The following is a 14,064-nucleotide window of genomic DNA, read 5'->3' as shown; positions in this document are numbered from 1 at the left end:
CCCGATCTGATCCAATGGGCGCCGGGCCTGCCGAAGACGCGCTCTGGCAAGATCATGCGCCGCATCCTGCGCAAGATCGCCGAGAATGATTACGGCGCCTTGGGCGACATCTCCACCCTCGCCGATCCCGCCGTGGTGCAGGACCTCATCGACAACCGGATGAACAGGGCGTGAGCATGGACACCGCCGAAACCGCGCAGGCCCGACTGGCTGCCTGTCACGCGCAGACGGCACCGCTCATTGCCCATTACCGGGCGCTGGGCGTCTTGCAGAGGGTCGATGCGATGCAAGGCATCGACGCCGTTGCACAGGAGCTTGGGTCGATCGTCTCGCGCGTGTCGGCCTGAAGGGGAGGGGCGGGCCCCGGAACGGGGTCTCGTCTGGAGACAACAACAGGGAGTAACGCTTATGGCGGACAATTCTTCGTCCAATGCCTACTGGAAAGCGAACGTCCGGATCATCCTGATTTCTTTGGCGATCTGGTTTGCGTGTTCGTTCGGGATGGGCATCATTCTGCGGCCTGCGCTGTCGGGGATCCATATCGGCGGCGCCGATCTGGGCTTCTGGATGGCCCATAACGGCTCGATCTACGTGTTCCTCGGGCTGATCTTCACCTATGCGGTGCTGATGAACCGGCTCGACCGCGAACATGGCGTGGAAGAATAAGGGAGCGCGGGAGCAATGGATCAATTCACCCTCAACCTGATCGTGGTTGGCATCACCTTTGCCATCTACATCGGGATCGCGATCTGGGCCCGGGCGGGCTCGACCGCGGAATTCTATGCTGCGGGGCAGGGCGTTCACCCGGTGCTCAACGGCATGGCGACGGGCGCCGACTGGATGTCGGCCGCCTCCTTCATCTCGATGGCCGGGATCATCGCCTTTGGCGGCTATGCCACCGGCGCCTATCTGATGGGCTGGACCGGCGGCTATGTGCTGCTGGCGCTGCTGCTTGCCCCCTATCTGCGCAAGTTCGGCAAGTTCACCGTGCCGGAGTTCATCGGCGACCGGTTCTATTCCGGCGGCGCGCGGCTTCTGGCGGTGATCTGTCTGATCGTCATTTCGGTGACCTATGTGATCGGGCAGATGCGCGGCGTGGGCGTGACCTTCTCGCGCTTCCTCGAAGTCTCGACCGACATGGGGCTTTACATCGGCGCGGCGATCGTCTTCGCCTATGCGGTGTTCGGCGGCATGAAGGGCATCACCTATACCCAGGTGGCGCAATATGTCGTGCTGATCATCGCCTATACGATCCCGGCGCTGTTCATCTCGTTCAACCTGACCGGCAACCCGATCCCGCAGCTGGGCCTGATCGGCGGCTATGCGCCCTCGGGCGGGGATGTGGCTTTCCTGGCGAAACTTGATGCCGTCGTCACCGAACTGGGCTTCAAGGCCTATACGGCCGACAGCTCGAACTACTTCGACATGTTCCTGTTCACCATGTCGCTGATGATCGGCACCGCCGGTCTGCCGCACGTGATCATCCGCTTCTTCACCGTGCCGAAAGTGGCCGATGCCCGGTCCTCGGCCGGTTGGGCGCTGGTCTTCATCGCGCTTTTGTACACCGTGGCCCCGGCCGTCGGCTCGATGGCGCGTCTGAACCTGACCACCTCGATGTGGCCCGCGGCGGTGACCGGCAATGCCTTTGACGGCCCGGCCGTCTCGCGTGCCGACATCGACAGCAAGCCCGAGCTCGAGTGGGTGAAGAACTGGGAGAAAACCGGTCTTCTGGCGATGAAGGATCTGAACGGCGACGGTCTGATCCAATATGTCAGCGAACCGGCCAAGCTGGCCGCCAACACCAAGGCGATGGACGAGGCGGCGAAAGCCAAGGATGAGGCGAAGCTTGCCGCCCTGACCACCGAGCGCGAGGGCCTTCTGGCCACCGAGCAACTGGCCAAGACCGGCAAGACCTTTGCCGAACTCGGCCTCAAGGGCAACGAAGTCGTCAAGGTCGACAATGACATCATGGTGCTTGCGAACCCGGAAATCGCCAACCTGCCGGGCTGGGTGATCGCCCTTGTGGCCGCCGGTGCGCTGGCTGCCGCGCTTTCGACCGCGGCGGGTCTGCTGCTGGCGATCTCCTCGGCGATCTCGCACGACCTGATCAAGGGCTCGATCAATCCGAACATCTCGGAAAAGGGCGAGCTTCTGGCGGCGCGGATCGCCATGGGCGGCGCCATCGTGGTGGCGACCTATCTTGGCCTCAACCCGCCCGGCTTTGCCGCGCAGGTGGTGGCGCTGGCCTTCGGTCTGGCCGCGGCGACGATCTTCCCGGTGCTGATGATGGGCATCTTCTCGAAGCGCGTGAACAAGGAAGGCGCGATCGCGGGGATGCTGGTGGGGCTGGTCTTCACCGCCGTCTACATCTTCATCTACAAGGGCTGGTTCTTCATCCCGGGCACCAACAACCTGCCCGACACCCCGGCCAATTACATGTTCGGCATCTCGCCGCTGTCGATCGGCACCGTGGGCGCGGTGATGAACTTCCTGACCGCCTTCGTCGTCTCGGCCATCACCAAGGCCCCGCCGCAATCGGTCATCGACCTGGTCGAATCGATCCGCGTGCCCAAGGGCGCGGGCAAGGCCACGCATCACTGACAGGATCGGGCGGGGCCCCGGCCTCGCCCCTCCGAAATCCGCTGCCTTCGCGTCCGCGCGAAGGCAGTTTCCCAAAAAGGGCTCAGGACATGGAAACCGACCAAAAGGCGATCACGGCCTTTCTTGAAACCGTCCATCCCTACGATACCCTGCCGCGTGACGAGCTGGCCGATGTGGCCCGTTCCTTCCGCCGCATGGAATTCCGCCCCGAGGCGCTGATCTATGTCTATCAGACGCCGCTGGGCGGGCTTTATCTGGTCAAGCAGGGCGCGGTCGAGATCACCGACGGCAATGGCGGGCTGGTTTCGCTTCTGGGGCCGCGCAACTCCTTTGGCGAACGCGGGCTGATGCGCGACGGGCTGGCGGCAACCCAGGCCAAGGCCACCGAGCAGACGATCTGTCTGGTTCTGCCCACCCCCACCTTCAAGCGGCTGATCGAGACCTATCCGGCCTTTGAACGCTTCTTCAACAGAAAGCGCGGCGAGAAGGTCTCGACCGAGATCGCGACGCAGAAAGTGGCCGATCTGATCGCCCGAAAGCCGCTGTCCTGCGGCCCCGACACCTCGGTCGTTGCCGCCGCCAAGATGATGCGCGACGCGCATGTGTCCTCGCTGGGCGTCGTGGCCGAGGCGGAGCGGCTGTTGGGCATCGTCACCCAGCGCGATCTGTCGAACAAGGTTCTGGCCGGGGAATTGCCGGGCAGCACGCCGGTGGCCAGCGTGATGACCCCGGATCCGGTCAGCCTGCCGCCCGATGCGCTTGGCTCGGACATTCTCAACATCATGCTGGAACGCCGCATCGGCCATCTGCCGATCACCGCGGAGGGCCGTTTCGTCGGCATGATCACGCAAACCGACCTGACGCGGTTTCAGGCGGTCTCCTCGGCGGTGCTGATCCGCGACGTGGTCTCGGCCGAAACCGTGGCCGATCTTGCCCAGGTGGCCGGGCGCATTCCGCAACTGCTGGTGCAGCTTGTGGGCGGCCATCATGCCCATGACGTGATCACCCGGATGATCACCGATATTGCCGATGCCGTCACCCGCCGTCTTCTGGTGATGGCCGAACACGAGCTTGGCCCGCCGCCGGTGCCCTATCTGTGGCTGGCCTGCGGCTCGCAGGGGCGGCAGGAACAGACCGGGGTCTCGGATCAGGACAATTGCCTGATCGTCGAGGATGCCGCCACGGCCGAGGACATGGGCTATTTCCGCGCGCTGGCAAAGATCGTCTCGGACGGGCTCGATGCTTGCGGCTATGTCTATTGCCCCGGCGACATGATGGCCACGGCCGAACGCTGGTGCCAGCCCGCCCGGGTCTGGCGCGACTATTTCACCGGCTGGATCGCCAAGCCCAGCCCCGAGGCGCAGATGCTCGCCTCGGTCATGTTCGACCTGCGCCCGATCGGCGGCGGCGGCATCGCGATGTTCGAAGCGCTGCAGGCGGAAACGCTGGAGCTGACGGCGAAGAATTCGATCTTCGTCGCCCATATGATCGCCAATTCGCTCAAGCACACGCCGCCCTTGGGCCTGTTGCGCGGCTTCGCCACGATCCGCTCGGGCGAGCATCGCAACCACATCGACATGAAGATGAACGGGGTGGTGCCGGTGGCCGATCTGGCGCGCATCTATGCGTTGCAGGGCCGCCTGGCCCCGGTCAATACCCGTGCCCGGCTGAAGGCCGCCGAAGAGGCGGGGGTGATCTCGCCCTCGGGGGCGCGCGATCTGATCGAGGCCTATGACCTGATCGCGGCGATGCGGCTTGACAATCAGGTGACGCTGATCAAATCCGGCCGTGCGCCCGACAATTTTCTCGCCCCCTCGGATCTGAGCGATTTCGAACGCGCCCATCTGCGCGACGCCTTCGTGGTGGTGCGCACGATGCAATCGGCGGTGGGGCACAACAAGGCGGTGGTAAGCTGATGTCGAACGATCTGATCACGATGCTGGCGGCGGGGCTTTTTGCCGCCATCGTGCTTTATGCCGCCCGCCATGCGACGCAAAAGCTGCTCCGCCGCAGCCTGCCGACATGGCTGACCCCGGCGGCGGCGGGGCTGGCGATGATCCTGGCGACGGTCTGGGGCGAATACCGCTGGTTTGCCGATGCCAGCGCCCGGCTGCCTGAAACCGCGCAGGTGATCTCGGCCAATGCCGCCTCCGAGCCGTGGCGGCCCTGGACCTATCTCTGGCCGGTGACGACGCGCTTTGTCGCGCTGGACGGTGCCAACCGCGCCCGCCCGGCGCCCGGCGTGGTGGCGACGAACCTTTATCTCGTGGCGCGCTGGCAGCCGGTGCAGCCGGTCACCGTGGCCTATGATTGTGTCGGGGGCCGTCAGGCCGTTCTGGGCGGCGAGGCGGCGGTGACCGCCGATGGCTCGCTGACATCGGGGGCGTGGAGCGCGGCGCCCGAGGGGGATGCAGGGCTGAAGGCCGCCTGCGCAGGAGGATGAGATGAACCACGATGCCGCCGGGCGGGATCGCAAGCGCCGCGTGCTGATTGTCGAGGACGAGGACAATATCGCCATCGCGCTGGATTACCTGCTGGGCCGCGAGGGGCTGGAGCGGGTGCGCATCGCCACCGGGCTGGGCGCGGTGAAGCGCATCCGCGACGACCGCCCCGATCTGGTGCTTCTGGACGTGATGCTGCCCGAGGTGTCGGGCTATGAAATCTGCCAGGAGGTGCGGGCCGATCACAGCCTGTCCGCGGTGCGGATCGTGATGATGACGGCGCGCGGCTCGGCGCTGGAGCGGCGCAAGGCGCTGGCTCTGGGTGCCGACGGCTTCATCGCCAAACCCTTCGAGCTGAAGGAGTTGCGCGACGAGCTGCACCGGCTTCTCGATGGCGGGGGGCTGTGATGCCGCTCACCCGTCTCAGCCTGCGCTTGCGCATCTTCCTGTTTTTCGCGGCGCTTGCGCTGGGCAATCTGGTGGCCCTTGTCGCGGGGCTGGTCTTCGGCTTCGAAAAGCTCGGCCACTCCGAGGCGCTGGATGGCTTCGTGATCGGCGGCGTGGTGGCGGGTCTTGTCATCACCGGGCTGATCGTCTCGGTCTGGTATCTGTTCGATGAAAACCTGGCCAAGCCGATCGAGCGTCTGGCGGGCCATATCCGCGCCCGCACCCATACCGCGATCGACACCGAGCTGGACCAGACCGCGGGCCGCTATCTGGGCGATCTGGCGCCCGCCGCCGCCGCGATCACCCAGCATCTGAACGAGACCCGCTCGGCGCTGACGGAATCGGTGCAGCGCGAGACGATCCGGCTGGCGCAGGAAAAGGAGCGGCTGGAGGCGCTTTTGTCCGACGTGCCGGTGGGGGTTCTGCTGTGTTCGGCGACGCATCAGCTGGTCTTTTACAATGGTCAGGCGGTCGATCTGCTGGGGGGGGCGCATGCGCCGGGGTTGGACCGGCGGGTCTTCGACTATCTCAACCGCGCGCCGATCCTGCATGCCTATGAGCGGCTCCTGCAGGCGACCGACCCCGATGCCGCCTCGGATCTGCTCTGCGCCACCACCGCCGATGGCCGGACGCTGGCGGCACGGATGCGGCTGATTTCCGAGGGCGAGGACCATGCGGTGACGCGCAAGGCAGGCTATGTGCTGACGCTGCGCGACGTTTCGGCCGACATGCTGGCCCATGCCGGGCGCGAGGCGCTGATGGACGAGTTGTTCGACCGCATCCGCCGCCCCGCCGCCGCGTTGCAATCGCTGATCGGCGTGCTGATTGCCGACGATGGCCCGACCGAGCCGCAGGCCCGCGCGCAATTGCGCGGCGCGGCGCAGTCCGAGGCGGGCCATCTGGCCCAGGCGATCCACACCCTGTTCGAGCGCCACGAGGCGATGCGGGCAGATTGGTGGCCGCTGGCGATGATCCGCGCCTCGGATTTCGGCGAGGCGGTCAAGGCGCGGGTTGCCGCCGAGGGGGCGGGCGATCTGCTGGCGGTGTCGGCGCCCTTGATGCTGCGCATCGAGGGCTTCGAGATGGTGGCGCTGATCGCGACGCTGGTGGCGCGTCTTGGCCCGGGGCGCGGCGACAAGCGGCTGGAGATCCTCGAAGAGGGGGCAGGCGCGCTGATCGCGCTGGAATGGCAGGGCGAGGCGGTGGCGATCGCCGAGCTGGAGGCCTGGCTTTCCGCCCCGCTCGATGTCGGGATGGCGGATGTGACGGGGCGGCGCGTGCTGGCGGCCCATGCTGCCGACATCTGGCCCGAGCGGCTGCACGACGGCCGCCACCGGCTTTGCCTGCCGCTGCGCGAGGCGCGGCGGATCGGCAACGGCCCGCGTCCGGTGGCGCGCAAGGTGGTCTATGATTTCGACCTTCTGGGCCGCGAGAAGGAAAACGAAATCGCCCATACCCCGCTGGAAAAGCTGACTTTCGTGGTCTTTGACACGGAAACCACCGGGCTTTTGCCGACCGAGGGCGACGAGATCGTGCAGATCGCCGCGGTGCGGATCGTCAACGGGCGGCGGGTGGCGAGCGAGGTCTTCGACACGCTGGTCAATCCGGGGCGGCGCATCCCCGCGGTCTCGACCGCGGTGCATGGCATCACCGATGCGATGGTGGCCGATGCCCCCGACATCATCGAGGTCGGGCGCCGGTTTCACAAATTCGCCGAAGGGGCGGTGCTGGTGGCGCATAACGCGCCCTTCGATCTGGAATTCCTGCGCCGCAAGGAATTGCTGATCGGGCTCAATTTCGACCATCCGGTGCTGGATACGGTGCTGCTCTCGGCGGTGGTCTTCGGGCAATCCGAGGTGCACAGCCTTGACGCGCTGACGCATCGGCTGGGCATCACCATTCCCGAAGAGGCCCGCCATACCGCGATCGGCGACACGGTGGCGACGGCGGAGGCCTTCCTGCGGCTGCTGCCCTCGCTCAAGTCGCGCGGCCTGACCACCTTTGGCGCCGTGGTGGCCGAGGTGCGCAAGCACGGCCGGTTGCTCAGGGACGCGAACGGCTGAGCTCTTCGGCAAGGCGGTCCCGAGCGGCCCGGGACCGGATTTTCTTCGTTCTGGACCTGCACCGGTTTTGTTCCGGTCTTCTGAGAGCAATGCTCGCCCAAAGGAGATCGACCATGGCCGCGAAACGCCGTGAAGAGTTCAAGCGAGATGCAGTGCGCATCGCACAAACCAGTGGCCTGACCCGCCGTCAGGTCGCGTCTGATCATGGGATCGGGCATTCGACGCTTGGCAAATGGATCCAGGCCTTTTCGGGAGACACCAAAGCCCCGGCGCAAGACGCCGAGCTTCTTCGCGAGAATGAACGGCTTCGTAAGCCCGTTTCGCCGCGACTTGTGCACCCGCACCTGCGCGAAAGCGGCGATCCGAGGGTCGCTGTTGCCGGACGCATCACGCAGCTCGTCAAGCCACGCCTTCTCGTTCGCAGTTACGGGCGAGCCGAAGATCTCGATGATCGCCTTCGCCGCCGTCACCCCCACCGCCTGCTCGAGCGAGATCCGCATCAGATACGCCGGATCGACCTCGAGCGCCTTGGCCAGCGAGGGCACCCGGTCGAGTGGTAACTTGCTTTTGCCGGACTTCAGGATCGAGATGAAGTTCGCGTTCTGAAACCCTGCCTCGGCGGCGATCTCGTTCTGGGTCTTGCGATGGGCGAGGTCGTTCACCCGGTCGGTGATGAGCTTGGCGACTTCGCTGGTCTTGAAAGGGGTTGTCATGGTGTTTTCGTCTCGCTTTTGTTGCTGATAAGACGACCGTAACGAGGTGAGTTGAGCGCGTCGGGTGGGAGTTGTGCGCGTAAGACCGGGATCTGAGCGAGAACCGAAGTCCTAGAAAAAGCGCGTGGTGGTGATGGGGATGCAGCCGGTGCCAGCCGGTCAGGGGCGACTGAACCCTCCGGTCCCGGTGGAACGATCTGCGCCGAGCTCGGGAATGCCACATTAACGCAGCGCCAAGGTTCTGGGCGCAAAATGACTTTGAAACACGGGTCGCGGCGCTTATATTGGTTGAGTGCGGATGATCTTGAGCCATCCGGGGATGACATGACCATCAATGTGAACGACTATCCGCAGTTGCGCCAGCTGTGCTGGAACCGGCCCGACCGTGCTGTCGTGGACGGGCGGACCGCGCTTGCGCTTTATGAGCGCAACTGGCGGTTCGTCGATCATGATGCTTTCACCCCGCGCGAACAGGAGCTTCTGGATCGCCTCGTTGCCGACTATGGCAACGGGCACCTGATGGTCGCCTGATGGCTGCGTCGAAGGTGGCGGAACTCTTCACGCGCCGTCATCACAACGACATCCTTCATGTTCTGCGCTGCCTGAACGGCGACTTTCTGCGCGATGCCGAGTGCTACTTCGGTGGCGGCACGGCGATCGTGCTCGAGCTTGGTGAATATCGCGAGAGCGTGGACATCGACTTCCTCTGCGCCTCGCAGGAGGGGTATCGCAAGCTGCGTCAGGCGCTTTGGGGGCGGTCGGACCTTGCGGGCTATCTGCGTCCGGGGGCGGAGTTGGCGCTTTTGCGCGATGTCCGGATGGACCAATACGGCATCCGAACCCTGATCAGTGTGGGCGATGTCGCGATAAAGTTCGAAATCGTCCGCGAGGCGCGGATCGGGCTGACCGGAGAGATCGACGCGCGCTACGGTGTTCCGGTTCTCTCCCGTGATCACATGTTCGCCGAGAAACTTCTGGCAAACGCGGATCGCTGGAATGACACAGGGGTGCTCAGTCGCGACATCCTCGATCTGTCGATGATGATGTCTCGGTGGGGGGCTGTTCCCGAGGCAGCCTGGGCGCTCGCCGAGGGTGCTTATGGCGACACCGTGCGCAAGTCCTACGACAAGGCGGTCGAGCGCATCCGCAAACCCGAGTGGTTGCGAAAGTGCATGCACGACATGGCGATGGACCCTAACCTCGAGACGGAGATCCTGGCGGTGCATGGCGGTCCTGTGTCTCCGGTCTGAGGCATGCGCAAGCTCCCCAGCGCGTCACTGGCTGAACTTGCGATGTCTTCAGCCAAGGAAGCGCCAAGACGCTCTCTCAACGAGTGCCAACTGGATGAGGCGAGTTCTATGCAAAAAATGCAAACAACTCACGGGTGACCCGGGGTGATCTGCAACTCGGCTGGCGCGTGCGCCAGACTCACGCAGCGAGTCGCTGGCTGCGTCCGTAGCGTCGTCAGCTAGGGGTGTCGCCGAATGCGCGCGAGATTCACCAGTGACTCGCTCCGTGGCTCTGGCGGTGCACCGCGCGTGGTATCCGCACTTGTTGCAACCGAAGTCCTAGGAGCTCAGATTTGTCGCGATGGGGATGCAGCCGGTGACAGCTGGTCAGGGGTGACTGAACCCTCCGGTACCGGTCGACATGGCGGTTGCCGGACGTTCCTTGCTTGGCTTATGATGTGCGGAGAAGGCAAAAGGCGGCTTGTGAGGCCACCACACCGCATCTGCAGAAAGCTACGACTGCCGCCAAGAATACTCGTTATGCACAATCCGCATACCTCGAGCCACAGCCGTCACCCAGCGGTTCACACTTGCTGCCACGCGACTTTCAGGACGCAGTCATTGGTTCCCAGGTTCGTTTTCAGTTACAATGCTTCTCGATTTAATCCGAAATAGTGAGGTGGACCAATGCGATTCATTCTGCTGGGAGCTGGTGCATCGAAGAGTTATGACGCGTCTCCAACCGGGCAAAGGATGCCAATCGCTAGGGACTTTTTCTCCACCTTCTTCAAATTGAATGCGGCAACCAACCCATGGGTTTTACGTGACGGATTAATACATTACCTTCAGTCTGAGAAAGGCATCATGGACACTGATGCCTTTCTCGCGGCATGAGTTGATATTGAAGAGATACACAGCGAGATCGCCGGTAGACTCGAGAGCGTCGCAAGAGAAGCCGATGGCATTGATCGTATAAGTCTTTCAAAGCCATACAATCAATTGATGTTTCTTTTTGCGACCACACTTAATGAGATTGCCAACGGACCAGTCTCGCAAAGTCACATCGACCTTGCGAACTATCTTAAACCAGAAGATGTCGTCCTGACATTTAACTGGGATACTCTTGTGGATCTTGCGATGATGGAGGCGACTGAATGGGTGTCGGATAGCGGATATGGAATTAAACCGCATCGAATATTCCGCGATGGATGGGTTGACCTAATAGAGAAGTCTTCGGCGAACGCATTAATAAAGCTCCATGGCTCAGTGAACTGGTTGACCGCTCACCCGGTATACGATGGAGAGGAACTGGTTCTGACCCACGCGCTTCCTGCGGATTCGCTTTTTGTCTATGAATATGCCACGCGTCCTTACGCGACACATGCAGGCAGATATACAGGTGGCTACGCTAAAATGACTTACGGCTACTATCCGCCCAATCTGACCGATATACCGGGTCGCTCGGCTCCGGAAGGCTACGTTATTGTTAAGGTTCAATCAGAAATGTCTTGGATGCCTAAGGGGCAGTCGGGGGAACAGGGTATTGTTTCGATGCCTTTAATTATCCCGCCAGTCAAGACGAAGAGCTATCAGTTTTTTGGGACCTTGTTTGAGAGACTTTGACGAAAAGCCAGCGACGCCTTGGAGAGTTGCGATGAGGTGATCATCATTGGCTATTCGTTCCCTAGGACTGATTTGAAAAGCTTAGACTTATTTAGGGAGGCTTTTCTTCGACGAAAGTCTATCCCTCGCGTCACGATCATTGACCCTAGCCCGAGTCGCCCCAAAGATGTTTTTCAAGTAGATTTTGGAATTCCAGAAAGTCGCTTGAATGTAATCGCGAGTCCTTTCTTGGGTGCTGAAACGATTGCCCAATTCTCGGCGGCAAATGAGTAGGACGCCGCCGCGCGCCGATATAAGGGCACTTCGAAAAATTGCCCTGACCTTGCCGCCGGGATAGAAAGCGGAGGGCTTGCGGCGGCTGGGGTTTGACGATGGCGCAGATGGGTTTCTTTGATCTTTCAGACCGCTACGCGAGCCTTGATGCGAAGCGTGACCCTCTGGTCGAGATCGACGCCCTCGTCCCTTGGGAGGAATTCCGCCCGGTTCTGGAGCGGGTCTGGCGCAAGCCCGAGGCGGCGCGCAAATCGCGGGCCGGGCGCAAGCCGATGGATGCGGTGGTGATGTTCAAGACGCTGGTGCTGGGGGCGCTCTACAACCTGTCCGACGATCAGATCGAATATCAGGTGCGCGACCGGCTTTCGTTCATGCGTTTCCTTGGCCTTGGGCTGCAGGACCGTGTGCCGGACGCCAAGACCGTCTGGCTCTACCGCGAGGGACTGGCGCAGGCGGGTGTGGTCGAGGCGCTTTTCCGGCAATTCGACGGCTATCTGGCGCGGCAGGGCTACATCGCGCGCGGCGGGCAGATCCTGGATGCGTCAATCGTTCCAGTCCCGCGCAACCATAATACGCGCGAGGAAAACAAGGCGATCAAGGCCGGCGAAATGCCCGAGGGCTGGGCCGACAAGCCCGCTAACTGTGCAAGAGGAAGGGCGCGAATTGGCTAAGTTATGGTGCTGCAAGAGAGGATTGAATTCGGCGATTTTCCTCATGACATATTGATTTATATGGTTAATTTTGGGGCGGCGTCAAGCGCGGTGTAGAACCTCGGTGTGAACAGCATCTTATTAACGCAACTAGCCGCCTCTAACCCCCATTTCAGTCATGAGTTTGAACACCCCCCACATCGCCTTGAGCGTCGTCGAGTGTTCGCTGATGAAAATGAACCGCCCGGTTTCAAGCCCCTTAAAAACACGGAAGGTATTTTTGGAGGCGCCGAAGAACGTCTTTCCTGCTCTAACCTTTAAAACTCGGCACTCAACGGCATCGCCGTCTCTAGATTGAAAGGTGAATGGCACCCAACCCGCGACCACGGCGAACTTCCAGCTTTCTCGACGATCCTCTTCCGTCATTCCGGGCAGCGACCAAGCAATCGCGGTCGGTAGGATTGCCAAGCCATCTCCCCGCCATTGCTGTATCGCAGCTGAGATGCCCGCGAGCTCCAGTTTGTCGAAAGAAACTTGCTCAGCGCTCGAAATGATTTCGTCGAAAGACTCAAGCTGAGTGCGAATAAAGTCTTCCAGCTGCTCCTCAAATCCGCGAAAAATTTCCCGTTCCTCCGATGATGCCGATCTATATGCAGAAATTACTTCCTTCTCCGGCACAATCAAGATCGAAATTTAGGCGGAAAATCTGAAGCGCCAGTTCTTGACCGCTCCCGCCGCTCTGGCCCCCCCCCGGTGGGGGCCGCGTTTGCTTGAGCTTTCCCGGTCAATGACGCTCGCCTGAACTGTCGGCCTGATCGAACCTGCTAGGTCTTCTCCACAAAGCTTGTCTCGCAGGGCATGGTCTAGCGAGACGTCTCAGTGTCGCTCGCATTGCGTCCCATAGAAGTGGTTATTGACATTTGGGGCAGGTCGGGCGAGAACGTCTAAGACATTGTGAGACGAATTGGAGGCGCCCATGCTGATCGGCTATGCCAGAACCTCGACCCTCGACCAGAAAGCCGGGCTCGACGCCCAGCGGCGCGATCTTGAGGCTGTCGGTTGCGAGAGGATCTTTGTTGAACAGGTTTCCTCGGTGGACGTCGTGAGCCGCGCTCAACTGGCCGAGGCGCTGACCTTCGCGCGGGAAGGGGATACGCTCGTTGTCACCAAACTTGACCGTCTGGCGCGCTCGGTGGCGCATCTGGTGGGCATTCTGGGGCAGCTTGAGGAGAAGGGCGTGGCGCTGCGCATCTTGTCCATGGGGATCGACACCGCGACGCCCACCGGCAAGCTGATGTTGACGATCCTCGGCGGCGTGGCCGAGTTCGAGCGCGAGATCATGCTGGAGCGCCAGCGCGAGGGGATCGCCAAAGCGAAGGCCGAGGGAAAATACAAGGGCCGCGCCCCGACCGCCCGCGCCAAGGCCGAAGAGGTGCTGCGGCTGCACGCGGAAGGCATCGGCGGCACCGAGATCGCCAAGCGTTTGGGAATCGGTCGGGCCAGTGTCTACCGCATCATTGGCGACGGGATCGCGGCGGAAGCAACGTCCGAGGCGTGAGCGACAGGCCGGGCTTGGGCACAAATCCGGTCACAAAGGCAGAGGGGGGAGCGCCAACCCCATGATGCCAAAGAGCTATCCCGGCTTTCGCATTAGATTTTCAACTTTGCGCGTCAACGTAATGATTTCGTTTGAAAATAGTTCTTGCGCGATCGCGAATCCTGAGTCATAAATACTATCCTTGGGCTTATTCTGCCCGGCGAACCCCCACGGCCCCCTCCGTCAGGAACAGGCCGACCGCAAGGACCGAACCGCAACCAGCCCTGCCCATCGCGCAGCGGCTCTTCCCGTAGCCAGCCTGATTTCCGGGCAATGCTGCGGCCCTCGGCACTGCTTCAAACTCCCCATCGCCCGCCGGGTTTCCCGCGTCGGGCACCGCTCTTTCCGCCGTCATGGCGGCCGAGGTCGGCCCGGATGGCTGGCGCGTCTGACCCACGTCACGGGGCCACCGCACGATAGACGGAGG

Annotated in this window: 12 protein-coding genes and 2 pseudogenes; 13 read left to right on the top strand and 1 reads right to left on the bottom strand. The window is 62.4% G+C overall.

Features of this window, described 5'->3' with window-relative positions:
- Nucleotides 1-176: 176 nt before the first annotated feature.
- From LY44_RS17880 to LY44_RS06525, 12 genes and pseudogenes are all read left to right on the top strand, one after another.
- Entirely contained in the window at nt 177-347 is a 171-nt protein-coding gene (locus tag LY44_RS17880; RefSeq protein ID WP_160320023.1) for an adenylate kinase family protein, read from the top strand.
- Nucleotides 348-408: 61 nt separating this feature from the next.
- The gene (locus LY44_RS06575; protein ID WP_055212512.1) at nt 409-666 is read left to right on the top strand and encodes a DUF4212 domain-containing protein; all 258 of its coding nucleotides are present in this window, start codon (nt 409-411) and stop codon (nt 664-666) included.
- A 15-nt stretch (nt 667-681) separates the two neighbouring features.
- On the top strand, nt 682-2,601 hold the full coding sequence (locus tag LY44_RS06570) for a sodium:solute symporter family protein (protein ID WP_055212514.1): 1,920 nt from the start codon (nt 682-684) through the stop codon (nt 2,599-2,601).
- A gap of 89 nt (nt 2,602-2,690) precedes the next feature.
- Nucleotides 2,691-4,517 (top strand): DUF294 nucleotidyltransferase-like domain-containing protein, encoded by a 1,827-nt coding sequence (locus LY44_RS06565; RefSeq protein ID WP_055212515.1) that lies wholly within the window; start codon nt 2,691-2,693, stop codon nt 4,515-4,517.
- Nucleotides 4,517-5,044 (top strand): hypothetical protein, encoded by a 528-nt coding sequence (locus LY44_RS06560; RefSeq protein WP_055212516.1) that lies wholly within the window; start codon nt 4,517-4,519, stop codon nt 5,042-5,044. Before LY44_RS06565 ends, LY44_RS06560 begins: the two co-directional genes overlap by 1 nt.
- Nucleotide 5,045: 1 nt before the next feature.
- The gene (locus LY44_RS06555) at nt 5,046-5,450 is read left to right on the top strand and encodes a response regulator transcription factor (RefSeq protein WP_055212518.1); all 405 of its coding nucleotides are present in this window, start codon (nt 5,046-5,048) and stop codon (nt 5,448-5,450) included.
- Nucleotides 5,450-7,552 carry a 3'-5' exonuclease gene (locus LY44_RS06550; RefSeq protein ID WP_055212519.1) on the top strand — a complete coding sequence of 701 codons (2,103 nt, stop codon included), beginning with the start codon at nt 5,450-5,452 and terminating at the stop codon, nt 7,550-7,552. Before LY44_RS06555 ends, LY44_RS06550 begins: the two co-directional genes overlap by 1 nt.
- Nucleotides 7,553-7,665: 113 nt before the next feature.
- A pseudogene (locus tag LY44_RS06545) lies at nt 7,666-7,866 on the top strand (transposase); the annotation flags it as partial.
- 723 nt (nt 7,867-8,589) lie between these two features.
- Entirely contained in the window at nt 8,590-8,796 is a 207-nt protein-coding gene (locus LY44_RS06535) for a hypothetical protein (RefSeq protein WP_055212521.1), read from the top strand.
- Nucleotides 8,796-9,515 (top strand): nucleotidyl transferase AbiEii/AbiGii toxin family protein, encoded by a 720-nt coding sequence (locus LY44_RS06530; protein ID WP_055212523.1) that lies wholly within the window; start codon nt 8,796-8,798, stop codon nt 9,513-9,515. The genes LY44_RS06535 and LY44_RS06530 overlap by 1 nt, the downstream gene beginning before the upstream one ends.
- A 981-nt stretch (nt 9,516-10,496) precedes the next feature.
- A complete protein-coding gene (locus tag LY44_RS17625) occupies nt 10,497-11,117 on the top strand; it encodes a hypothetical protein (RefSeq protein WP_146707211.1) in 621 nt (206 codons plus the stop codon).
- 371 nt (nt 11,118-11,488) lie between these two features.
- Nucleotides 11,489-12,028 (top strand): annotated as a pseudogene (locus LY44_RS06525) (transposase); the annotation flags it as partial.
- 162 nt (nt 12,029-12,190) lie between these two features.
- Here the strand turns inward: LY44_RS06525 and LY44_RS06520 are convergent.
- Nucleotides 12,191-12,724: a hypothetical protein gene (locus LY44_RS06520; RefSeq protein ID WP_055212525.1), complete on the bottom strand. Its 534-nt coding sequence runs from the start codon at nt 12,722-12,724 to the stop codon at nt 12,191-12,193.
- 292 nt (nt 12,725-13,016) lie between these two features.
- Here LY44_RS06520 and LY44_RS06515 point away from each other — a divergent pair, with 292 nt between their 5' ends.
- Nucleotides 13,017-13,598, top strand: a complete 582-nt coding sequence (locus tag LY44_RS06515; protein ID WP_055212527.1) for a recombinase family protein — start codon at nt 13,017-13,019, stop codon at nt 13,596-13,598.
- Nucleotides 13,599-14,064: the final 466 nt, after the last annotated feature.

It is taken from the genome of Rhodobacter capsulatus (assembly GCF_003254295.1).
GTDB classification, from domain to species: domain Bacteria; phylum Pseudomonadota; class Alphaproteobacteria; order Rhodobacterales; family Rhodobacteraceae; genus Rhodobacter; species Rhodobacter capsulatus.
Note: the sequence above shows the minus strand (reverse complement) of the source record. Positions and strands in the feature narration are given on the sequence as shown.